The following is a 24,269-nucleotide window of genomic DNA, read 5'->3' as shown; positions in this document are numbered from 1 at the left end:
TGGATGAACCGCACTTAGTCAGAGGATTTTTCCTATATAAAGCATACATTTGGATGAAAAGGTAGAATTTCTTATTTATTCCTAACAAGTTGCTTTCTTCTCAGCTTATCATTCAATACCTTTTAAGATAAAAAACATGCTGTTGTTCAATATAACATGATTCTTACTCATATATGGAGGATAAAATGGAGATAAAAGATTTTTTAACGGAAAATGAGCCAGATATAAAACGGAAAATCCAAATATTAGAGTTGATATCGAAAGAAAAAAGATGGTATACCTATACTGAAATTTCACAATGTATACGTGCTTCACATAAAACAATCAAAAATGATTTAGTCCATCTAAAAGAGGTTTTGCCCCCAACATGGCACATTAAGATAAAGAAAGGGTATGGAGTACAGGTGGAAATCCCATCCCACGCATCTGTTCAAGAGATGATTTCTTTTTTTCTTAGAGAATCTTTGATTTTTCAGATATTAGGTGAATTATTGTGCAATAAAACTGTAACTGTTCATCGATTAGTTGAAAATTTATATGTCCAGCCGAATAAAATTGCGAAAGTTGTAAAAAAAATAGACAATGAAATCCGTCATTTGGGATTAGAAATCCGAAAAAAACCGATTAGAATAATAGGTAGTGAAGCAAAAATTCTTTATTTGTTTACGAAATTGTATACAAGTGTGTATTTAAACGGGGAATGGCCCTTTCAACAAAGCCAAGAGATTATCCATACATTTATAAAAAGAATAGAAAGACAACTAAATATTCTTTTTACTGTAGATAGCAAACATCAACTTTCTTATTTTATCGCAATTCTAGTAATAAGAAAGAAGCAAGGGTATACAGTAGAATGGATCCCCCCTTTTTCAAAATTCAATCTTGATACACCGTTATATCATCATGTATCCGTATTGGTTGAAGAGACAAAACAGGATTTTCATCTTCACTTTTCAACGTATGAAAAAATTATTTTGACCATGGTACTAAAAAGTTTAAATTACAGCTATATAGATCCAATCCAGGAAAAAAAGCAAGAAATGCAAATCTTTCATCAACAAGAAATACAAGTGTATCGAATTGTAAAAGATTTTATCCATATGTTAGATGAGCGATTCGGGTCTAGCTTTATCGAAGATGAAGAATTTATTTATACGCTTATTCTCCATTTTAGAAAGACTCTCTATTTTCTTCCTATTTATTCTTACATTCAACCAAAAGAAGAAACAGTCCATACGTATATACAGCAAAAGTATAACCAAACGTTTCTTCAAGTGAAAGAAGTCTATCATACATGGGTACAAAATCATCAAATCGCTAATTATGTCCCAAATAAAGAAATCGTAAATATTGTATTACAGATCGAAGCATCTCAAATTCAAAATAAAAACACTTCAAAAAAAGTGCTAATCATTACAAAAGAACGAGATTGTTGGAAAAATTATATGATAGCTGTTTTAAAAGAAAAGTTCGGTGGAAAGATAGAATTTATATCTTTTTCTTCCACAGAACAAATAAGAGAGAATGAGTTAGCAGAAGTGCAATGTATAGATTTTGTGATCTCGACATTTCCTTTACGCTTGAAATCGAATCCAGTGATTCAGATTCAGCCTATTCTCACTGAACGAGATTTCTCTAACATCCAATATTATGTGAATCAATAACGTAATTGTATATAAAATGTCCTTTACGAATTGCTCTATACGGAGAGCGGGGGGAAGGACATTTTATTATATCATTATGTTGATTATTGGTATATAAATAATATTCCACCTTAAAGGCGTAATAGTTGAAATAACAAAAAGTGATAGGGAAGCCTATAATTAAAGGTAAGCGTTATATCTATCTATTTTAAATATAACGAAATAAAGTGTTAGGAGATGATAAAAGAGTATACCTATAATAGACAGCAATAAAGAGAGGAGTTGATTTATGAAACGATGGATACGATTATGTAATACACGTTCTAAAAGAAGCGTTCTAGCATAAAAACATAGAAGATAAGGGTAATGCAATGAATTTTCTTGGAATTTGAGTGAGGGGTGAATACGTTGAAAAAGAATATTTGTACATGTTTGATTTGTTTATCTACTTTATTGTCAATACCTATCTCCGGTCAAACTACTTATGCTTACAATAGCAAAATGGTAGAGAATCCAGGTTCTTCTATTAAAATTACCGATAATGCAGTGGACTTTAAAGATGATAAAGAAAAAGCGAAAGAATGGGGGGGAGAAAGAGAAAAAGAATGGAAACTAACGAACACTGAAAAAGGAAAAATGAATGATTTTTTAAGTGATAAAAACAACATAAGAACAAACTATAAAGAAATTACTTTTTCAATGGCCGGTTCATTTGAAGATGAAATGAAAGATTTAAAAGAAATTGACAAGATGTTTGAGAAAGCAAATCTCACAAATTCTATAACCACTTATAAAAATGTGGAACCAGCAATGATTGGATTTAATAAACCTTTAACTGAAGGGAATACAATTAATTCTGAATCTTATCAAAAGTTTAAAGAACAATTTTCAGGACAAGATATTAAGTTTGATAGTTATTTAGATACACATTTAACCGCGCAGCCGGTTTCCAGTAAAGAGAGAGTCATTCTGAAGGTTACAGTTCCAAGTGGAAAAGGTTCTACGACTCCAACAAAAGCGGGTGTAGTTTTAAGTAACAATGAGTACAAAATGCTTATTGATAATGGGTATGTACTTCATATAGAAAATATATCCAAAGTAGTAAAAAAAGGATATGAGTGTTTACAAGTTGAAGGAACACTAAGAAAGAGCCTCGACTTTAAAAATGATATCAATGCAGAAGCACATAGCTGGGGAATGAAAAATTATGAGGACTGGGCTAAAGATTTAACGAATTCTCAAAGAGAAGCTTTAGATGGTTACGCTAGACAAGATTATAAAGAAATTAATGATTATTTACGAAATCAAGGCGGTAGTGGAAATGAAAAACTGGATACACAAATCAAAGAGATTTCTGAGGCCTTAGAAAAGAAGCCAATACCAGAAAATATTACAGTATATAGATGGTGTGGTATGCCGGAATTTGGTTATAAAATAAGCGATCCATTACCTTCAATAAAAGATTTTGAAGAGAAATTTTTAAATACCATAAAAGAAGATAAAGGATATATGAGTACAAGCTTATCGAGCGAACGTCTTGCTGCTTTTGGATCAAGAAAGATCATTTTACGATTACAAGTTCCGAAAGGAAGTACGGCCGCGTATTTAAGTGCCATTGGTGGATTTGCAAGTGAAAAAGAAATTCTTCTAGATAAAGATAGTAAATACCATATTAATAAAATAACAGAGGTCGTTATTAAAGGCGTTAAGAGATATGTAGTGGATGCTACATTAATAACAAAATAAGGAGATGAATTAGATGAAGAAACAAATAGCAAGCGTTGTCACTTGTACGCTATTAGCCCCTATGCTTTTTAATGGAGATATGAACGCTGCTTACGCAGCTAGTCAAACAAAACAGACACCTGCAGCTCAGGTAAACCAAGAGAAAGAAGTAGATCGAAAAGGATTACTTGGCTATTACTTTAAAGGGAAAGATTTTAATGATCTTACTGTATTTGCACCAACGCGCGGAAATACTCTTGTATATGATCAACAAACAGCAAATACATTACTAACTCAAAAACAACAAGACTTTCAGTCTATTCGTTGGGTTGGTTTAATGCAAAGCAAAGAAACAGGCGATTTTACATTTAACTTATCAGATGATGAACATGCGATGATAGAAATCGATGGGAAAGTTATTTCTAATAAAGGGAAAGAAAAACAAGTTGTCCATTTAAAAAAAGGACAGTTCGTTTCTATCAAAATAGAATATCAAGCTGATGAACCATTTAATGCGGAAAGTCAAACCTTTAAATATCTAAAACTCTTTAAAGTAGATACTAAGCAACAGTCCCATCAAATTCAACTAGACGAATTAAGAAACCCTGAATTTAATAAAAAGGAAACACAAGAATTTCTAACAAAAGCAACAAAAACGAATCTTATTACTCAAAAAATGAAGAGTACAAGGGACGAAGACACCGATACAGATGGAGATTCTATTCCGGATATTTGGGAAGAGAATGGGTATACCATCCAAAATAAAATTGCCGTTAAATGGGATGATTCATTAGAAAATACAGAATATACAAAATTTGTTTCAAACCCTCTCGATACTCACACGGTTGGAGATCCTTATACAGATTATGAAAAAGCAGCAAAAGATTTAGATCGATCAAATGCAGAAGAAACATTTAACCCATTAGTTGCGGCTTTTCCAAGTGTGAATGTGAGTATGGAAAAGGTGATACTATCTCCAAATGAGAATTTATCAAACAGCGTTGAGTCTCAATCATCTTCAAATTGGTCCTATACGAATACAGAAGGAGCTTCTATCGAAGCTGGTGGGGGAACATCAGGCCTATCTTTTGGCGTGAGTGCAAACTATCAACATTCAGAAACAGTTGGGTATGAATGGGGAACATCTACAGGAAATACTTCGCAATTTAATACAGCTTCAGCAGGGTATTTGAATGCGAATGTTCGCTACAATAACGTGGGAACAGGTACCATCTATGATGTAAAGCCAACAACGAGTTTTGTATTAAATAAAGATACCATCGCAACAATAACGGCAAAATCCAATACGACCGCACTAAGTATCTTACCAGGACAAAGTTATCCGAAACAAGGTCAAAATGGAATCGCGATTACATCGATCGATGATTTTAATTCACATCCGATTACATTAAATAAGCAACAGGTAGGGCATCTGTTAAATAATACACCTGTAATGTTAGAAACAAATCAAACAGACGGGGTCTATAAAGTAAAAGATACACATGGTAATATTGTGACAGGTGGGACATGGAATGGTGTGACACAACAAATTAAAGCAAAAACAGCGTCTATTATTGTGGATGACGGTAAACAGGTAGCAGAAAAACGTGTGGCCGCAAAGGATTATACGTACCCAGAAGATAAAACACCAGAATTAACGTTAAAAGATGCGCTGAAGCTTTCATTCCCAGATGAAATAAAAGAAACAGATGGATTATTGTACTATAACGACAAACCAATTTATGAAGCGAGTGTCATGACTTACCTGGATGAGAATACGGCAAAAGAAGTGAAGAAGCAAATCAATGATACAACGGGAAAATTCAAGGATGTCAATAAGTTATATGATGTGAAACTGACACCAAAGATGAATTTTACGATCAAAATGGCTACATTGTATGATGGTGCAGAAGGTGGGGCAAATGTTGGGCCTTTAGGGAAATGGAATAATGTGATGATTGGTGGAGAAGCAAACACTGGACAAAATTCGTACTGGAGTATTAGTGAAGGTTACATTCCATGGCTAGAGCTATCCCCAGAGGCGAAAATTAAATTGAAGAAAAATGCTACTTACTATTTAAGTATGTATATAAGAGATCCGTTCTTCAATAAACAACGTACAATCGTAGTAAAGGGTGATCAGTCTGAAATAGCGAGTAAAAAAGTAACATTAAACAAAAACCATCAAAGGGTTGATATTTTGGTGAGAAACTCTGAAAAGAATCCAATTAATCATATAGCTATTGATCCTTATACAATAAATCATGCTGTAAATTGGGATGATGTTACGTTTACTGAAGTTTCCGCAATGAAACCTAAAGATCTTTCAGATGATGATATTAAAGAAAAATATAAAGATTATAGTGAAAATTTCGATACAGGAGTATGGAAAATGCATTTAAATAATGTAGTCTTTAAGAATATATCTCTTCTTCAAAATTATGTAACAAAATACAGAGTTAAATATGTGGGGGCTACTCCTGAAAGGTCTTTCGATAAAACTTTAAATAGTTATAAAGTAGAATCAAATGGAAGCCTAATGGTAAACTTCTTAGAATATGATGATGGTTTTGGATTAAATATGGATTCTCCATCCAAAAACGTTACTATTTATGCTATAACAGATGATGGAAGAGAGATAGAAGTTTACCATAGAGTTGGAAGTAATTCGTAAAAAAATAACTGCTATACAATATAAATTCAAATATATTTGGATTATAATAGACTTATAGAGAGTTATATCACTTTTAATATTGATAATAGTTAGGCGTAGAAGCAAAACGAAAAATTTAGGTAGCTGATTGACCATAAGTCCGGTATTGTCCAGGGCTCATGGTCTTTAGTTTTTACTCAATTTTTTTAGGATTATAATAAGTGATTATTTCTCATTTGGAAGAATCACCTTAAATTCAGAAAATCCCCAACGTTTTCATTATTTTCTTAAAATAGATACAATAATGATTTTTTACGACAAGTTCGAAAAAAAATCGACCATATTCTTTTTAACCAAAGAAAATGAACAGAAGAATACATTTCCATATAGAAACCTTTAAACGCATTATAAAAGCGGTTAACGTATCAGTATACAAAATTATATGCATGTTTGTTTGATATACACAGGTATAAATCTACTTTAAATATTACATTATTGTTATAAGAAATCGTTTAAATATATTGTTAACTCCATATAAATATATTACTAGAGAAAGGTTAGGAGATACAGATGGTCACAATTACTATAGAGGACATCTATCAGGAGATATTAGATGGAAAAAGAAATAGATTCCCACGAAATACTTGGAATTTAGATGAAAATAATGAAATGGCTAAGAGAGTAACAAGGTATTTAGTAACAAATATTTTGAATTGGAACGAAGAAGAGATAAAACAGAATTGGAATAACTCATTAATTGCGAAGTATCGATTACGTGGCCTATTGAAGCATAAATATGAAAATAGTCCATATGCGATGATTAATGATCTATATCCGAATCAATTTAAAGAATGGGAATTTAGAATGACGCCGTTAAATTTTTGGACGAAAGAAAAGGCCTTACAATTATTAAAATGGACAATTGAAGAAGAGGAGAAATTATCATCTAACAAACTCTTGCAAATTTATGGGCAAAAATGGTTAAATGAACAGCGACTAAGTGCACCTTTAAGGGTGCTCTGGGATGGAAGCCCGTATGCGATGATTAATGATTTATATCCAAATCGATTTAAAGAATGGGAATTTACTAAGGCTCCTAATAAATTTTGGACGAAAGAAAAAGCGTTACAAGCACTGAAATGGACAATTGAAGAAAAAGAAAAATTAAATCCGGATCAGTTGAAGAATATATACGAAAATAAATGGTTAACTCAATTTGGATTGAGAGGAGCCTGTCAATTATATTGGAATGATAGTCCATATGCAATGATTAATGATTTATATCCGAATCAATTTAAAGAATGGGAATTTAAGGTGACACCTAGTGGCTTTTGGACGAGAGAGAAAGCGCTAAATGCATTACAGTGGACAATTGAAGAAAAAGAAAAGCTGACAGATAATCAATTATTTCAGCAATATACAATGAAGTGGCTAAAAAGGCATAGACTATGGACACCAGTAGTAAGATACTGGAATGGAAGTCCATACGCAATGATTAATGATTTATATCCAAATAAATATTTAAAAAGTTCATTCAGAGGATATATAAATAAATCTTAGTATTATTAAACATGAAAACTCGAATAGTATAGGATTTTGTTGCAAAGTTTTCTAAATAAGGCTAAACGCTAGAAAAATCGTAAGGAGAAACACAAATGAGATACTCTAAAGAGACAATAGTTCAAGAAAGATATTATTTTAATTTTCGGCGGTTACTACTTTCATTTTTCTTTAAGTTATCGTGATGTATCTGAAATTTTAAAAGAACGTGGAACCTTAGTTCACCCAATAGCTATTATGCGCTAGGTTCATGAATACGGAAGCCTTAGCCATCAAATTTGGAAAGAAAAATAAAAGAATAAAAGTATCTTAGAAACTGGATAAAATATATATAAATGAGGGTGTTGCAAAACTAAAATAAATATGTAATGTTATGAATCAGAAAAACTAGCTGAACATGTAATAGATAGCGATTTTGACCATACCAACGTGGCTGTTCCAGCCCTTTATCTTTAAGTTTACTAAACTGTTGTTCAATTTTCCCACGTTCTTTCATCAATTATTTGCCAAGGATGATTAGTATAAAATGAGATAATATACGGCGATGTGTACTCTTATTTTGTTCACCATTTATCGGATTGATTGGATTCATGGCAAAGATGTTACATGTTCGCGCAATTTCATAAATACGTTGACTATCATAAGCAGCATCTGCAACGGAAAATAACACATGTTGATTTTGTATATCCTGAAGCAATACAGGTGCCATTTTGCTATCATGGACGTTTACTGTTGTAAACGCGTAAGACAACACAACACCTTCTGGTGTTGAACAAACATGAGCCTTATATCCTTTATACCAACCATAACGGGTCGATTTTCTCCATTTTGCTTGTGAATCATATAAACTACTCCGTAAAGCAGTACTATCGATTAATACACAAGGAATCAGATCTAAATTTAGTTCCTGAAGAACCTTTTCCCTGTTGTTTTCTTTTACCGCTCTTATTTTGAAATTTGGAAAATAGCTAATCGAAGGTTCCTAAGTTTTTAATCCATTTTTATTTTTTTAGCTGTTTCATTTGAATCTCGTTAAAAATAATTTTACTCATTCTCCGTACCTAATTTATATCGTTGGTTCCATTATAACGAGGTTTTTTGATAAAAATACACAAAAACCCCAAATCATTGTACTTGCCAATATTTTCCGGACGCTAAGTTAGGTGAATATTATGAATAGGCTTTCTCAAATTCAATAGGAGAAAGATAATCTAAAGAAGAATGCATTCTTTTTATATTGTAATACAACTCTATATATTTAAATATTTCTTTACGAGCTTGTTCAGGTGTTTTAAATTTAGCACCTTGAATAAGCTCTCTTTTTATAGTCTTGTAAAAGGATTCCATTAATGCATTATCATAAGGTTGTGGGAAAAACGACTGGAACATCCGCACGAATGATTTATTGGTTTACCAAAGATGAATCACCAATAAAACGCCGAAGAGAAGGACCTAATATTGGTGAACAGCGAAGAGTAATAAAAGAAGTAGCAGATTTAAAAGCAGATGCTCTTGTATGTGAATGTATGGCTGTTCAGCCAGATTACCAAATAACTTTTCAGAATATAATGATTAATTCGAATATAGATGTCATCGTCAATGTTTTAGAAGACCACATGGATGTTATGGGACCTACGCTTAATGAGGTAGCAGTTGCATTTACGGCAACCATTCCATACAATGGTTATTTAGTAACAATCGAAAGTGATTTTTTGGAACATTTCAAAAAAAAAAGCTAAACAAAGAAATACAAAGGTAATAACAGCAGAAAATTCAAAAATTTCAGATGAATTTTTACGAAAATTTGATTATATGGTATTCCCTGATAATGCATCGATTGCCGTAGCCGTTTCCGAAGCAATGGGAATTGATGAAGAAACAGCATTTCGTGGTATGTTAAATGCTCAACCAGATCCTGGAGCAATGCGAATTACACGATTTGGAGAAAAAATAGAACCATCATTTTTTGTAAATGGATTTGCAGCAAATGATGCATCATCAACCTTACGTATTTGGGAAAGAGTAAGTTCTTTTAAATATAGCGATAAAGCGCCCATTATTATTATGAATTGTAGAGCGGATCGTGTAGATAGAACTGAACAGTTTGCGAGGGATGTATTACCGTATATTGAGGCAGAAATATTATTAGCCAAAGGAGAGACAACCGCTCCTATTAAGGATTTTCATGAGAAAGGCGTAATACCAGCAAATTTATTTGTTGTTTTAGAAGGTTGGTCAACAGAGGAAATTATGAACGCTATGCGCCCGTATATAAGAGGTCGTATTGTATATGGTATAGGAAATATTCATGGAGCAGCTACACCATAAATTGATGCAATCAAAGAAGAAGAGCTATTAAGCCAAGTTAGCTAAAAACATAATAATTTATGGAGGGGAAGTAATGTTTGGATCAGATTTATATATCGCATTAGTATTAGGTGTAACCTTAAGCCTCATATATACAGAAAAAACGGGAATATTACCTTCAGGATTAATTGTAGCTGGTTGTTTATCCCTCATTTTTAATCAGCCTGTATTTATGGTTACTAGTATTTCTTATCAGTATTTTAACGTACTTAATCGTAACACATGGTATAGCACGTTTTACAATTTCATATGGCCGTCGAAAATTTGCAGCAATGCTTATTACTGGAATTTGCTTAAAACTTATATTTGATTATTTGTATCCTGTAATGCCGTTTGAAGTTTATGAGTTTCGAGGTATTGGTGTCATTGTCCCAGGATTAATTGCTAATACAATCCAAAAACAAGGTTTGCCATTAACTATTGGTAGCACACTTTTATTAAGTGGTCTTACCTTCGGAATTTTAAACGTTTATTATCTATTTTAAGGAGAGAAAAATGAAGAAAAATTTAACATTTCAAGAAAAGCTCTTAGCTTTTAGTAAAAAGACTAAGAAAAAAACACTCTATATACATTAACTACATTACTAGGTATTTTAATAGCGTTAATCTGTTTTTCATTTTTTGAGCGTACTAAAGCAACGGAATCGATAGCTGCCAATAAAGAAGTAATATTTACGATGACGATGGTTGGTGATGTAATGATGGGACGGAATATAAAAGAAATCTCCGAACGTTATGGTCCTACTTATGTTTTCAGATACACTTTACCATACTTTGAGAATTCAGATTACGTTAGTGGTAACTTTGAAAATCCTGTTTTACTAAAAACGAAGGATCAATATGAAAAAGCAGAGAAATATATTCACCTAGAAACACAAAGGCAAGCAGTTGTAACTACTAAAGAAGCTGGTTTTACAATTTTAAATTTAGCAAATAACCATATGATGGATTATGGTGAAAAAGGATTAAGGGATACCTTACAAGTTTTTAAGGAAGAAAACTTAGATTACATAGGAGCCGGGAAAAATTTAACAGACGCTAAAAATATTGTATATCAAGATTTAAAAGAAGACGGTTATAACGTTATTTATAAGGATTCCCCAGTATTTTATGGCGGAGTACAAGCTTTAGTTAGAGATGAAAAAATGAATGGTGCTGGGGATGGAAGGCTGAACGGATCTTGGAAATCTAACTAATAAGAGGGAGAGTGCAGTTTGATGGTGAAAAATACAATAAAATGGTTGGTGCCAATATTGGTTATAGCAGTATTACTTATTACACTTGGAAGCTATAAACGTTCATCAACAATCACATCTGAGGAACAAGAAAAGATTGACTATCATGTAAACGTTGATTGAACTACTCACCACTTAACGTCCTAAAGGACTGTTTGAAGTGGGAGATTCCTGCGAACACGGATGTATCCACCGGTTATCTTAGCAGGCTCTACCCATAGTCCCTACGGTGAGAACTAAAATGTCTTGTACGTTAACTCACCACACTACCTACTTTAGCTTGGTTTTCGCAATTTTGAGAAGCGTGGGGCGATAGAACGTTGAAGATTTTACGATTGCAAAGTTTTTCTGCAACCAACCTCATATCTTCAGTTTTCGAAGAGCAATCTGTACAAGTAAATGATAGCAAATATGTTGGCTTATGCCAACCGACATTCATCTCCTACCTAAAATTGGTATTTCACACCTTCACATTTTTGAGGAAGGAGTCTTCTGTCGGAAAACGATAAAACCATAAAAGTTAAGGATGTTCCAAAACGATACGATGTCTCATTAGATCAAGCCAAACGTTTGTCACGTTATTTAAAAATCACAATAGCTGCGAATAAACATTTAAGTGAATCAGTAAATCGAAAAGTTCATTTGATGGGATTAAAAGTACTAGCGCTCGCAGATTTGTTTAAGAATGAAGACTGGGAAGGACTTGAAGAAATTTTATCTTCTGTAAATGAAAATATTACAAGAGACCAGCTTAAACAAATGGTATTATCTTTAGAAGAAAAACGTGAACGAATACAGGCATTCCTAGAAGAAACAAAATTTAAAATCAAATATTTAGAAGAAAGTAGAAAAGATGCTAAAAAAAAATAGAACAACTAAAATCTATTTAAATTGAAATTAAAGTCTTAACGAATGATTTTCAAAAATATGATGAAATAACAAGAGAATTCTTATTAGAACATGTTGGAATTTATCAACGAACATCACAAGTGAAAAATGAAGCAACAAATACTCTAATTCTCATAAAACGCCTTGATTCTTTGTTTCAAAAAAAGCTGAGAAATATGGGTATCATCGCATATAATGACTTGAAATATACTCGTGAAATCAATGATTTAGACAAATTTGTAAGGGCTTATCTAGAACGGAAAAATAAGCGGGGATGTATCATTTGGGATTTCGAGAAAGAAGATAGAAGAGCTGAAAATAAGACTTATTTTGCGCCTTCTTCACCGTACTATAAAAAAGCGTTCAGTTAATTGGCGAAAGCCTTTTACAAAAAATAGAACAAACAAAAGAAGATTAAAAAAAGACTGAAGAACAAATAAAAGAAACTGAAAAAGAAATTCAAGATATAAGAAAAATTAATGTTAAATCATTTTCCGAAGCCGTTCTTGCATCTAATATGTTATTTACTAAGGAAATTCAAAAACATGGTGAATTACAATATAAGGCTAGGAAATGGTTGTACTCAAAAGGATATGTAGTTGGATTTGAAGTGACCCTACCTAATGGGAGACGTGTTGATGTAGCTGGTTTTAATGAAAATAGAGAAATTATATTTGTTGAAGTAAAAGCACCTAATAATGACTTTCAAAATGATAAGAAATGGAAAGAATATCTTTTGTACTGCGATAAATTTTACTTTTTTGGAGATTGGGAGTTCATACCACATAGTAAAGACGATAAAACAGATGCTGGTTTTTTATTGAAATATGGGAATACAATAGAAGCATGTTCTGAAACAGCAATTGAACACTCTGCAAAAATTCGTGATACTATCATTTTCTCCATTTCACGTGCTATATCAAAAAGTGGCCGTACACTTCTTTATTCGCATTATTTTGACCTATATAACTATTCGTTTATTGAGTTCCATATGGCGTACCGCCAACATTTTAACAAAAACATACGCTAAGCAAATTTCGACATGAAAAAACGTTGATTTTACTACTCTAAGAGCTATGAATAATCTCAAAAACATAGCTATTTGAAAGAAACGTAATTCAAATTTTTTCTAACATCCAATTTCTTTTAGATGGGCCTTAACTTTTGTGGTAAAATACATTAAAAAAGATAGGAAATCTAGACTTCAACATATGAAGAGAGGCAGCAATAGTTCTATTTTCATTTTCTGCCAGGGACACCGTCAGCATTTTGGAAAATAATCACGCTAAGAATTTTCAGTTCATTTTAACGATAATTAAAATTGTGTTGCATCGTAATGTTTTTTGTAGGGCAAAATCCATATCATTTCATGCTGAAATTTGTGATCTATCCCCTATTATAAAAGTGAAACTGACTCTTTTCCTCAATTATAAAGTAATCATTGACATCCACTACAACGTTGTAGTACGTTTAAACCACTATAACGTTGTAGTGGATGTCAGTGTGGACGCACAATGATATTTGAAGGGGTGTACACCGTGAAAAAATCTTATAAACTATCAGAAACAGAGCTGGAAGTAATGCAAGCAATCTGGAAATGTAATGGTCCCGTCAAATCCAGCGAATTATTAAAAATTTTTGCCGAAGATAAAGGGAAAGAATGGAAAGGTCAAACGATTGCAACCTTTTTGGCAAGATTGGCGGATAAAGGATTTTTATATGTTCATAAAGAGGGGAGATCAAATACTTATATACCTCGACTCTCTCCTAAAGAATACAAACGGTTAGAGGCACGTGGTGTACTCAACACTATGTATCAAGGATCCATAAAGAATTTCTTATCAGCGCTTTATGAAAATGAGAAAATGTCAAATGAAGAAATTAAAGAGCTGAAACAATGGTTCTCGAAAAAGTAGGTGAAATAACATGAATGAATGGTTAAAACTACTTACAACACTAACAGTCGCTGGAAGTACCGTAGTTATTTGTATGCTACTTATAAAACCAATTTCCCTAAAATTTCTCTCTGCAAATTGGCAATATCTAATTGGGAAGTTAGCCTTATTATTCTATACTTTACCTTTTGTTTGTATAATTCACATTTTCCCTTCTTTATCACCTACTATGATTGCAGCCTATAATCCAATAGAGTCCAAAGACTTAAATAAAATACTTTCAGAACAAAATATATCAATGGAAATGACAGTGTTGATTTTTACGATTTTGACTATTGGCAGCTTACTTTCTATAATTTGGTACATTTGTTGCTATAAAAAATTTGTTAAAGAAATTAAAAAAAGCAGTTTACCTGTACCTGAAAGTCATGAGGTGTATAAGTTATTTTGTTCCTGTAAACAAGAATTGGGGATAAAAAAGCAAGTACAGCTTGCGTATAACTATAAAATTTCAACCCCAGCCCTAGTTGGACTATGGAAGCCAACTTTACTTCTTCCAATTGAACAAGGGGATAACGTTGAGTTAAGTATGGTTATACGTCATGAGTTGATACACTTTAAGAGTAAAGATTTATGGATCAAAATGTTTACTTTAGTAGTAATTTCTCTCCATTGGTTCAATCCTTTAGTTTATGTTCTGCGTAAGCATATCCATACATGGAGCGAGTTTTCTTGTGATGAAAAGGTTGTAGTAAAAATGACTCGTGCTGAGCGAAAACGTTATGGTGAAACTATTTTAAATATGCTAGAGAATACCCCTGTAATCCGCTCAAACTTTAGTGTTTCGTTATCTGGAACCCGTAAGAATCTAGAGAGGAGATTAACTATGTTACTAAATGCAAAAAAGGTGAAAACATCTATTGTGGTTATTACAACCATAGGTATCATTGCAATTGGATACGTCGGGATTACAACATCATCTTTAGCATCAAAAAACATACCGATTGTAAGCGCTCTTGAGGTGAAAGAAGCTAAAATTGAACTTGATAATCCTAAAAATCTTGAATCAAATTCTTCATATGAACTAATTTCAGTAAAAAAATCTGATGAAAATAGATTTAGACCAGAGGTATGGAAAGATATCCTTAGCAAAATTGATAGCGGGGAAATTACCTGGGAAGATGAATAAATTAATCATTATTGAAAAACACTACTTCTCCAAAAAGTAGTGTTTTTCAATAATGATTAATTTATAAAATTGACAGTTACGTTCAAAATGATGGTTATTTGTTTAATTAGTTAGTTTAATAGTGATGTAATGATACCCTTATTAAAACTTAAATTGACTATTTACAGTTATTCGAGCATTGTTAGTAGAAGGTGTTCCGACAGCTACATAGTACTCACCAGCAGGACCATCTATTGAAACTTTAGTACCTGAAGAAATGCTTCCACCAGAGTAATTTTTTGTCCAATATTGAGTGCCAGTTTTAGCGTTGATGAAACCAATTTGAACGTTCTGTCCAGACGGACTCCATGTACAACTGTTTACAGTAACAGTCTCGCCTCTATTCATATAATATGTAGCACTAGATTTTGCATAAGTATTGATACCTAGACTAGTTGAGATATTGAAAGTTGCTCTTGTTGAAGGTAAGTCTGATCCATTCGGTGCTTCTACTTTATTGAATTCTGAAGAAGTAGGAAGTGCTACTAATTCCTGTGCCTGGATAACTGGTTGTGAAGGCGTTTGAATTGTATCAGCACTAACCCCACTAGCACCAATACCTAAAATACTAGCTGCCCCAATTACTGTAACTAAACCTTTTTTAAACATTAAAAACCTCTCCCTTTTCATTAAAATTTAAAACAATCGTATTATTTTCTGAATATTAAATGTAATTCTACACTAATTAATTTTTAGTATAATTATATTAAAATGAATTTTGACCCTTGAAAAATGGAGAAAATGCGCATAATCAATTAAATTCCATTGTGCGTCCACAATAAATCTTACTACACTCATGTAGTAACTTAAATCTACTACAATTATGTAGTAGATGTCAATGATTACATTATGCTATTTTAATAATTTTCAAATATATTGCACCATATATTTTTTGCTTAGCGTATATTTTCGTTAAAATGTTGGGGGTACGCCATGCCCATCAACTTAAGGATGGATACAAAACAAAATTTTGTTCATTTGAACTAAATTCTCCCCAGATGGGGGGATTTATTAAAAATAAGCACGCAAAATAAACCCTAACGGGTTTCATTTTTTCTTATGCAGCTTTCTTTTGCTTGCCGCATCCACTATACTCATAGATAACACCTATGATATCAAAGATCGTTTTCTTCTCATATCGATGAGATTTCCGTCCGTTTTGTTGTAGAAGGTGGAACAGGCGGGTTAGAAGCTTTGTTATCTCTTGGGTGTTTTGTATGGATTGATAGAGGAGAAATAGATGGTCTTGAATCATTCCAATTGCTTTATATTCACTTAATTCTTTTTGCTTCTTCTGTAATAAAAGTTGACGCATTTTAAACATGGTAGAAGAACATAACAAAATAGCGATCAGTTTTCCGTATAAATGGCACTCTATTCTTTCTTGTTTGACAGTGCGACAATGATCTATATCAAATAATGATTTCCACGTTTTAAAAACAATTTCTATCTGCCAGCGTAATGTATACAATTCATGTACTTGTTCCATCGGAACCCACTCCCAAGGTGCATTTGTCACATATACATTTAATCCCGCTACTAATTTACTTTTCTCTGAATAGGTTCTGTGTTTTGACTTTTCTTTTTCTGCAATTTTCTCTAGGCGTTTTTGTAATTGTGCCGCTGTTAAACGATGAAAAACGAGACGTGAAAATAACTGCTGTTTATCTCCAATATAAGCTTGCTGATATTCTATCGTTTCCCCTGGTTGGAGTTGATTCAAAATCTGTATGACATTGATTTGTATGTATTCTGATTGTTTTTTAATGGAACCATTTTTAAAATATTCCGGATCTGGATTTTTTACATATACGTTTGTATTTAACTTTAACCGCGAAATATAATACGTACCCCGTTGATCCATTTGATCTAAATCCTCTAATGAAAAATATCCTAAATCACGAATACATAAATCGCCTGGCCGTAACGTATCTAAACATTCTGTTCCGAATGTTTTATCATTATTTTTCCCCGGCCCCACTTGAAAATTAAGAAATTGTCCACTATGCAAATCATATTCTAATTGAATTTTGATCCCAGCTGTTTGCGCACAGCCACCTGAACCAGGATATATATGTTCCAAAGTATGGGGTACTTGAAACATAGTGGCATCCATGATGCGAATACGTTTAAAATGCGCAAAAAGTTGGCTAGAAATGTGAGTTTGTTCACAGATTTTTTGTTGTAACAACAAAGAAAAGATATGTTTTAAAAATAACACCGATTTTTCATTAAATCGTTTATTTAAGCCCTCCGGGCTAAGTACAGTACCTGTAATTGCGTGAAGTCTACTACATAATCGTACTAAAGGATCACTGGCCACCCTTTGACTAATCCAAATACAAATGGTAGCTAAATCTGATCCCGAAAATTTGCGTTTTCTCTTTACAAACTTTATCTCTCTTGCTAGTTCTTCCAAAAATTCAGGTGTGATATAGCGCTGTAATTCTTCCGCAAATGGTTGTAACTCCTCTTGAATCGAGAGATTCATAAAAAAACGTCACCCTTTCTCATTTATATTATGTAAGAAAGAATAACGTTTTTTTGTACTTGGGGGTAGTAAAAAGCCTTAAGTTGATGGGCATGTGGGGGTACGCCCATATGAAATTACTTTAACAAGCTTTCTAAAACTTCCAGTTTGTATTTAAGTATGAAAATTTATTTCTTGATTTGCTCTTGTTCCCATTTTTCCGTAATCACCCTATGTATGTATCGAGTGCGATGATATTCACGTTCACAACTATAGCAAACATGTTTATTTTTCAATTTTCCGTTTACCCAAAACACATCTAACCAGGTTATATGTGTTTCCAATCCACATACCGGACAAATTTTGGTACTTTTGTAGCTTTCGTTCTTCGTTAATCCATATTTATTAGACAAGTATTTCACTCTTCTAGTGCTTATATTCACTGCTTTAGGTATATCAGCTTGTGTTCCCCACTTATACATACTCTTAAGTATTTCTTCTTCTGATTTTCCATCTTCTTTAGAACGTATCACGTATCTTGTCAAAGAATGATCCAATATGAAATCCTCCCATCAATTTTGTACTTTTTCAAATCTAAAGTACAATTAATACATCTAGTAAGTTTGTATTTGGCCATTTGTTTCTGATTTCGTTTTTTATTTTAGCTAAATGAATAGGCTCATCCTGTTTTTCTAATGGAGAAAGACGAATCCATCCATTATTTTTGGAGAGTATACTTACTTTTTGATTATTTTTAGACAACAATTCCTCATCTAGAAGAGAAAGCTTTTTCTTCATCTGTTCAATTAGTTCTCAAATAGATGGTTCTACATCAAGGGGCAATTTTAGTGCTTGAAAATGTTCTTCTTTATAATCATCAAAATCCTGAGGTAAGTCTTCTTCTGGATTACGATATCTATTTGCTCCCTGAATCCAAATTTCTTTACAACGGAGTTTACCTCTTAAAGATTGTAAGACAGCGATTTCATAATTAATTCGATTCACCCGTCGAGTTCCATTGGTATCTGTTTGAATAATCGTATCCTTCCATTTTGGTTGCATTACACCATCGATTGGAACATCATCTTTCGAAGCAAAATATCTTTGGCCACTATTGGCATATTCTCGTGTTACTTGAATAGCGTGAATAACCGGTTGATGCATTTGGTTATTAGATCGCAATTCAAGAATGTCTAATAACTGAGGAATTGCATAATGGTAATTATTTTCATATGATGCGTGCATTTTTATATAAACTTTCTCCCTGAATAAACGTTTATTCCGTTTCAGTTCTTGTAAAATATCTTGAAGAGTTTGAGTATCCGCTACAGAATATAAAATTTCGCTAATAATCCCGTCGGGATGATCAATCGTAGCTTCTAATAGATTAATAACATATTTATTCTTGCCTTGGACTTTTTTCATTTCTTCAATAATTTCTTTATCTGTTTGTTTAGTAGCCCTTTTACCGATTTTATGAGTAATATCGATAAGTAAATCAGCTAAATGGTCTGTCACTTCTAATTGTCGGCACCAAAATAATATAGATAACAGGGTGTACCGAATTGATTCAGGATGGGCACGTAAATCAGTTCATGTTTCTGTCGCAGCCCTCAATCGATATTTTTTTAATAGTTTGGAAGGTATATGTTGAAATAAATCTAATGGTATTTGAAGATAGCGAATGGTCAATAATTTTTGTATTTCTTGATGAAGGATTTTTAAACTGGCACGACCTGGATCAGCAAGTAAATCACAAAATGTTAATAGTTCATTTTCTTCTAACTGTTCGTCGTTACTTATATCGAAGGTGTTGCAAAACTCATAAATATTCAAAAATGAATGCATAAAAAAATCCGTTTTTCTGGAAGAATGATAGTACCCTAAACTATCTCCAGAAAGGACGGATTTACTAGTATGATAACCAATTTTGATCAGAATCAATCTATTTTACAAAGTTTATTTACGTATGTAGACAGTTTAACTATTGGAGGCGTTCCGACTATTACAGGCCGTCCTCCAATCTGTAGAAAAGCTTTACTCAAATGTTTTTTTATAAAAACGGTATTCCAAATCAATTCTTTGCGTAAGTTAACTCGTTTTTTGCATCATTATCCTTCATTTCATGCATCTTGTGGTCTTTCTTTCGTTCCCCACATTTCTACTTTTTCACGTGTAGGTACTTGGTTTCGTGAAAAGGGTATTCCAGTCATTCATGGAAAGGTTCTTCTGGAACTAAATTTAGAGCTGATTCCTTGTGTATTAATCGATAGTACTGCCTTACGGAGTAGTTTATATGATTCACAAGCAAAATGGAGAAAATCGACCCGTTATGGTTGGTATAAAGGATATAAGGCTCATGTTTGTTCAACACCAGAAGGTGTTGTGTTGTCTTACGCGTTTACAACGGCAAACGTCCATGATAGCAAAATGGCTCCTGTATTGCTTCGGGATATACAAAACCAACATGTGTTATTTTCCATTGCAGATGCTGCTTATGATAGTCAACGTATTTATGAAATTGCGCGAACATGTAACATCTTTGATATGAATCCAATCAATCCGATAAATGGTGAACAAAATAAGAGTACACATCGCCGTATATTATCTCATTTTATACTAATCATCCTTGGCAAACAATTGATGAAAGAACGTGGGAAAATTGAACAACAGTTTAGTAAACACAAAGATAAAGGGCTGGAACCGCCACGTTGGTATGGTCAAAATCGCTATCTATTACATGTTCAGCTAGTTTTTCTGATTCATAACATTGCATATTTATTTTAGTTTTGCAACACCTTTGATACATAATAGCCTGACATAAACTTATGCAACGTGTCATCAATAGAACTAGAACAAACCATATCATGTACATCATAGCTTTAGTAAAAATAATTTATATTCTTTGAAATAATAGATTACATATATTTCATGAGGTCTTTCGAAAAATAAATTAAAGGAGAAACACTATGAATATAAAGACTGTTGAAAATGCAATAAAATTCCACGGGAAAAAGTTTGCTAAATTTGGTAAAGGGGAAGCATATATACGCAAATGTGTAAATAGAATACTTCCCGTATATGAAGAACATTTTACAGAGGAAGAGCTTTCTAAAATTGTATCAACTGCCATCGTTAACACTGTTGGCTGGTTATATTTCCCCAATAATTTAGTAGATATCTTAGAAAAAGAAAAAGAGCAAAAAATAGAAGATGAATTATTATGTCAACAAATCCAAAAAAGAAAATTAAAAGCACAAGCTCTTATGTTTGTACAAGATTTTAGAGAAGGGAAGGGTAGAATATGTAAAAGATTGGTGATATGAGTTTTTTTCAAAATATGGCTATAAATGAATTTCTTGATTATAGAAGCTGTTTAAAGTGTGGTGGAAAAATAAAAATTGTTAAGCTCACTTATACCAGAGATTTTGGGGTATTTTAACAAGGAACCATTCAAGAGATTAGACAAGATTGTAATTGCGAGCTAATTAAACAAGTTCGAGAGAATGATCAAAAAGCTCGATTATTAGCTATTAATAAATTTTCTATTATTAATGATGAACTTAAAGATGCAACTATAAATTCATTTGATTTTTATCAAGGAGACATAAAAAATATGGGGAGCCTGCCGCTAAATTTATTGAACTGGTTACAAGTTTTATAAAGGGTGATTCTTTTTACTTATATGAGAAAGTAGGACGGGGAAAGAGTCATTTAGCAAGTGCTGCACACCATCTATTGTTAGAGGGGGCATCTCATCTTTATTCATAAATTTCTCTACTATGTTTAGCCTTTTCAAACAATCTTATGACAAAGCAACTCCTTTTTCTGAATCTGATTTATACAGAGCGATCTATGAATCAGAGATGTTAATCTTAGATGATTTAGGAGTAGGAAGTATAAATGAGTGGAGAGCGGAAATCATCTACAATGTTCTTAAATCTAGACAAGGGAGAAGTACTATTTTCACTTCCAACTTCCATCCTAATGAATTAAATAAAAAGTTTGAATCTAGAGAAATTGATAGTCAAGCTTCTTTTTAGGAGGAAACTTATGAAAATATCTAATAGTTATCCAAGTATCCTATACCTACTGATCATAACTGACAAGACGCTACAAATAAATTAAAAATTTTACAAATGAATTGTAGCATTAATCTATTTCAACAAGATTTAGAATACCTCTTGAATAACCGCCTTACAAAGAAAAAAATATTGAAATAGCGAATGGATGCTAGCTAAAAGCCCATTCGCTATTATAGTTTAATATCAAATGTTCTAACCCCTCAATTTAAAAGAATCACTTAAATCATCTTTTCCCTTCAAACTGACGCTTTTCTAATCGCTCAATTGCTTCACGACGTTTAGAATCATCAATATTTGTATACAAAGATGTTGTTTCCATCGAATTATGCCCCATTTGATTTGCTAATAAAACTAGATCTTTGTTTTCATTATAATGATTCGTTGCGTATGTATGCCGCAGCTTGTGAGGGCTCTTTTTTTCATCAAATGCCCTGGTATATTTCTCTGTAAGCTTTTGTATTGCATTCACAGAAATTTGTGCGTATGAGCCTTTATAATTCGTTACAAATAGAATATCCTCATCATCAGGGCACTTATATCGGTTAGCACGTACTTTAAGATACTCTTGAACATCATCTAGAGCGGTTTGTGTAGCCAAAATAGATGATTTTTTATCTCCTTTACGTATAACTTTGATGTAACGAGTACGAAAATTAATACTAGAAATAGTTAAACTAGCTGCTTCAGATACCCGAAGACCTGTACCCAAGATTAAACTTAGAATAGCAATATCACGCTCTTTATCACGTTTAAAAAATCTTAGTTTACCAGGTGCGGTTTCTTGTAACATTTTCTCATATTCATTAGATAAAAAGCGCATGAATTTAATGTCATCATTGTTGTGAAAAATAACTTCCGAAATTTCTTTTGCTCTAGCTGCAGCATCAATTTTTTCCTTATGAATTTCCATTTTGGCCATAACATTTCTATAAAAGTAACATTCTCCATTATCATCCTCAGTATTGCTTGTTAGGTAGTTAAATAATGACTTTAGAGCCGAAAATGTCCGTATAACTGCTTTGGTTTTGTTACCTTGTCTCTCTAAATAACTTTTAAACCTTTTTACTTGTTTAAGAGGGAGGTGTTCCAATGTTTCAATTGTTACCTCATGTATTTCCGTTACCACTTTACTATCTACTGTAGCAAGACGAGAGGAGATTAACCATTGTAAAAACATTTCATATTCAATTAAGTACCCATACAAAGTAGCAGGGGAGAGGTTCGTTTTCTCTTCAATATATTCAATAATATACCACGGCATTTTTTCCTTATGACGTTCTACACGTGCTTGGTACACTTGTTTTTCTCGATTACTCAATTTTTTCACCTCAAACTTCAAAACAGTACATTGGATTTTATAATCAATGTACTGTTTTGTATAAATTTGTCTAATTTTACATTAAATACAATTTTAATTGATAGTCTTATGAAAACAACTTTATATAGAATTTCCGTTTAGATTAACTTTTAAAAGATTTTAATTTATTGCATAAATATCTCTAGATGCTGCATAGTCTTTTTTATATGATTATTTTTAAATACGTGTTTTTTACGTACATTCCAACTATGGATATAATTGATAATCTCATCGAAATCCATTATTGAATTATTTCCATACTTTATAGACCAATGTACAGTAGCTAAAAGCTCCATACCATAAGGGGTTTCAAATCCTTCAATTAAATTTTTTACCTCTTCAAGTCTTTTTAAAGATTCTTTATCATGAGAGATAAACTCGTTAGCTTCTAATATTGCATCTTCAAACAGATTAATATCAGATTTAGAATTTCGATCACCGTAACCACGAATATAATGTCCTTCTAAACGAATTAAAACGTGATTTAAATTTTCTGCATATGGACCATATTTATATTTCACAAAATTTAAACGAAGGGGCTCTCCACACTCTTGTAAAAAATAAGCTAATTTCTGTATTTCGAGAAGCGAAAGGTGATATCCTGGAGCTCTGTATTGCTCCATTAATAATAGTAAAAGGGCTCTTGCTTTTGTCATTTTTGGCTTAGTCGTACCTATTTTCATGCTATTTGGATCTGGGTGACCAGAAGGTTCATATAGATAAACTGTAGCATTTAAATCCTCTAATGACTTTATAATTAAAGGCTTTACTTCATTCCAATCTAAGCCTCCATTACCACATCCAAGAGGAGGTAGGGCGATCGATTTTATATTATAATTAATAATTTCATTTCTTAAAGAAATAAGCCCACTCTTAATATCTTCAATTATTGACTTATTCTTCCAATGCCTTTTAGTTGGAAAGTTTATAATATATTCTGGTGATCCTAAGAGGTGTGTTTTATATATAAACATTTTCCCAGGCTGAACTTGATTAATTTTACATGCCTTCTGATAAGCTTTAAAATTTTCAGGGAATGCTTGCTTAAATTGAAGGGCGATACCTTTTCCCATTACACCGACTGTATTAACGGTATTCACCAAAGCTTGTGCATCAGCTTCTAACAAATTGCCTTTTGTTATTTTAATCAATTTCTACCACCA

The 24,269-nt window shown here is 32.5% G+C and carries 19 protein-coding genes and 6 pseudogenes; 17 read left to right on the top strand and 8 right to left on the bottom strand.

Annotation, left to right across the window (positions count from 1 at the left end; genetic code table 11):
- Positions 1-185 precede the first annotated feature (185 nt).
- The 5 genes and pseudogenes from NST86_RS32355 to NST86_RS32335 all read left to right on the top strand — a co-directional run.
- Entirely contained in the window at positions 186-1,664 is a 1,479-nt protein-coding gene (locus tag NST86_RS32355) for a BglG family transcription antiterminator (protein WP_340935333.1), read from the top strand.
- A gap of 378 nt (positions 1,665-2,042) precedes the next feature.
- Positions 2,043-3,389, top strand: coding sequence for an ADP-ribosyltransferase (locus tag NST86_RS32350; protein WP_445661335.1), 1,347 nt, complete (start codon positions 2,043-2,045; stop codon positions 3,387-3,389).
- Between the two features lie 13 nt (positions 3,390-3,402).
- Positions 3,403-6,042: a binary toxin-like calcium binding domain-containing protein gene (locus NST86_RS32345; protein WP_340935331.1), complete on the top strand. Its 2,640-nt coding sequence runs from the start codon at positions 3,403-3,405 to the stop codon at positions 6,040-6,042.
- A gap of 543 nt (positions 6,043-6,585) precedes the next feature.
- Complete coding sequence (locus NST86_RS32340; protein WP_327952515.1) at positions 6,586-7,581, top strand: DUF4046 domain-containing protein; 996 nt, start codon at positions 6,586-6,588, stop codon at positions 7,579-7,581.
- Positions 7,582-7,713: 132 nt separating this feature from the next.
- A pseudogene (locus tag NST86_RS32335) lies at positions 7,714-7,824 on the top strand (IS6 family transposase); the annotation flags it as partial.
- A gap of 109 nt (positions 7,825-7,933) precedes the next feature.
- On the opposite strand, the pseudogene NST86_RS32330 reads toward NST86_RS32335, so the two are convergent.
- Positions 7,934-8,503 (bottom strand): annotated as a pseudogene (locus NST86_RS32330) (transposase); the annotation flags it as partial.
- A gap of 248 nt (positions 8,504-8,751) precedes the next feature.
- Positions 8,752-8,943, bottom strand: a pseudogene (locus tag NST86_RS32325) (IS3 family transposase); the annotation flags it as partial.
- On the opposite strand from NST86_RS32325, the pseudogene pgsB reads away from it, so the two are divergent.
- The 9 genes and pseudogenes from pgsB to NST86_RS32280 form a co-directional block, all read left to right on the top strand.
- Positions 8,940-9,909 (top strand): annotated as a pseudogene (pgsB, locus tag NST86_RS32320) (poly-gamma-glutamate synthase PgsB); the annotation flags it as partial. The pseudogenes NST86_RS32325 and pgsB sit on opposite strands and share 4 nt — an antisense overlap.
- A gap of 73 nt (positions 9,910-9,982) precedes the next feature.
- Positions 9,983-10,433, top strand: a pseudogene (pgsC, locus tag NST86_RS32315) (poly-gamma-glutamate biosynthesis protein PgsC).
- 192 nt (positions 10,434-10,625) lie between these two features.
- Positions 10,626-11,144 carry a CapA family protein gene (locus NST86_RS32310; RefSeq protein ID WP_327952510.1) on the top strand — a complete coding sequence of 173 codons (519 nt, stop codon included), beginning with the start codon at positions 10,626-10,628 and terminating at the stop codon, positions 11,142-11,144.
- 21 nt (positions 11,145-11,165) lie between these two features.
- Positions 11,166-11,306, top strand: coding sequence for a CapE family protein (locus NST86_RS32305; protein WP_327952509.1), 141 nt, complete (start codon positions 11,166-11,168; stop codon positions 11,304-11,306).
- Positions 11,307-11,753: 447 nt separating this feature from the next.
- Complete coding sequence (locus tag NST86_RS32300; RefSeq protein WP_327952508.1) at positions 11,754-12,053, top strand: hypothetical protein; 300 nt, start codon at positions 11,754-11,756, stop codon at positions 12,051-12,053.
- Between the two features lie 119 nt (positions 12,054-12,172).
- Positions 12,173-12,442, top strand: a complete 270-nt coding sequence (locus NST86_RS32295) for a hypothetical protein (protein WP_327952507.1) — start codon at positions 12,173-12,175, stop codon at positions 12,440-12,442.
- A 146-nt stretch (positions 12,443-12,588) separates the two neighbouring features.
- Positions 12,589-13,101, top strand: coding sequence for an MmcB family DNA repair protein (locus NST86_RS32290; RefSeq protein WP_327952506.1), 513 nt, complete (start codon positions 12,589-12,591; stop codon positions 13,099-13,101).
- Between the two features lie 508 nt (positions 13,102-13,609).
- Positions 13,610-13,987, top strand: coding sequence for a BlaI/MecI/CopY family transcriptional regulator (locus NST86_RS32285; RefSeq protein WP_327952505.1), 378 nt, complete (start codon positions 13,610-13,612; stop codon positions 13,985-13,987).
- A gap of 10 nt (positions 13,988-13,997) precedes the next feature.
- Positions 13,998-15,155, top strand: a complete 1,158-nt coding sequence (locus tag NST86_RS32280; RefSeq protein WP_327952504.1) for a M56 family metallopeptidase — start codon at positions 13,998-14,000, stop codon at positions 15,153-15,155.
- Positions 15,156-15,296: 141 nt separating this feature from the next.
- On the opposite strand, the gene NST86_RS32275 is transcribed toward NST86_RS32280, so the two are convergent.
- The 4 genes and pseudogenes from NST86_RS32275 to NST86_RS35020 form a co-directional block, all read right to left on the bottom strand.
- Entirely contained in the window at positions 15,297-15,803 is a 507-nt protein-coding gene (locus NST86_RS32275) for a hypothetical protein (protein ID WP_327952503.1), read from the bottom strand.
- 448 nt (positions 15,804-16,251) lie between these two features.
- Positions 16,252-17,685, bottom strand: coding sequence for an IS4 family transposase (locus NST86_RS32270; RefSeq protein ID WP_340935327.1), 1,434 nt, complete (start codon positions 17,683-17,685; stop codon positions 16,252-16,254).
- A gap of 167 nt (positions 17,686-17,852) precedes the next feature.
- Positions 17,853-18,221 (bottom strand): hypothetical protein, encoded by a 369-nt coding sequence (locus tag NST86_RS32265; protein WP_327952502.1) that lies wholly within the window; start codon positions 18,219-18,221, stop codon positions 17,853-17,855.
- Positions 18,222-18,270: 49 nt separating this feature from the next.
- A pseudogene (locus NST86_RS35020) lies at positions 18,271-19,470 on the bottom strand (Tn3 family transposase); the annotation flags it as partial.
- A 111-nt stretch (positions 19,471-19,581) separates the two neighbouring features.
- Between NST86_RS35020 and NST86_RS32250 the strand changes: the two are divergent.
- The 3 genes from NST86_RS32250 to NST86_RS32240 all read left to right on the top strand — a co-directional run bounded on the left by NST86_RS32250 (position 19,582) and on the right by NST86_RS32240 (position 21,707).
- Positions 19,582-20,451, top strand: coding sequence for a transposase (locus NST86_RS32250; protein ID WP_327952498.1), 870 nt, complete (start codon positions 19,582-19,584; stop codon positions 20,449-20,451).
- 182 nt (positions 20,452-20,633) lie between these two features.
- Complete coding sequence (locus tag NST86_RS32245; protein ID WP_327952497.1) at positions 20,634-20,990, top strand: hypothetical protein; 357 nt, start codon at positions 20,634-20,636, stop codon at positions 20,988-20,990.
- A 411-nt stretch (positions 20,991-21,401) separates the two neighbouring features.
- Positions 21,402-21,707, top strand: coding sequence for a hypothetical protein (locus NST86_RS32240; RefSeq protein WP_327952514.1), 306 nt, complete (start codon positions 21,402-21,404; stop codon positions 21,705-21,707).
- 265 nt (positions 21,708-21,972) lie between these two features.
- On the opposite strand, the gene xerS is transcribed toward NST86_RS32240, so the two are convergent.
- Positions 21,973-23,067, bottom strand: a complete 1,095-nt coding sequence (xerS, locus tag NST86_RS32235; protein ID WP_327952496.1) for a tyrosine recombinase XerS — start codon at positions 23,065-23,067, stop codon at positions 21,973-21,975.
- A gap of 164 nt (positions 23,068-23,231) precedes the next feature.
- The gene (gene darG, locus NST86_RS32230; RefSeq protein ID WP_340935317.1) at positions 23,232-24,257 is read right to left on the bottom strand and encodes a type II toxin-antitoxin system antitoxin DNA ADP-ribosyl glycohydrolase DarG; all 1,026 of its coding nucleotides are present in this window, start codon (positions 24,255-24,257) and stop codon (positions 23,232-23,234) included.
- Positions 24,258-24,269: the final 12 nt, after the last annotated feature.

Source organism: Bacillus sp. FSL L8-0199, assembly GCF_038005705.1.
Classification (GTDB): Bacteria; Bacillota; Bacilli; order Bacillales; family Bacillaceae_G; genus Bacillus_A; species Bacillus_A cereus.
Note: the sequence above shows the minus strand (reverse complement) of the source record. Positions and strands in the feature narration are given on the sequence as shown.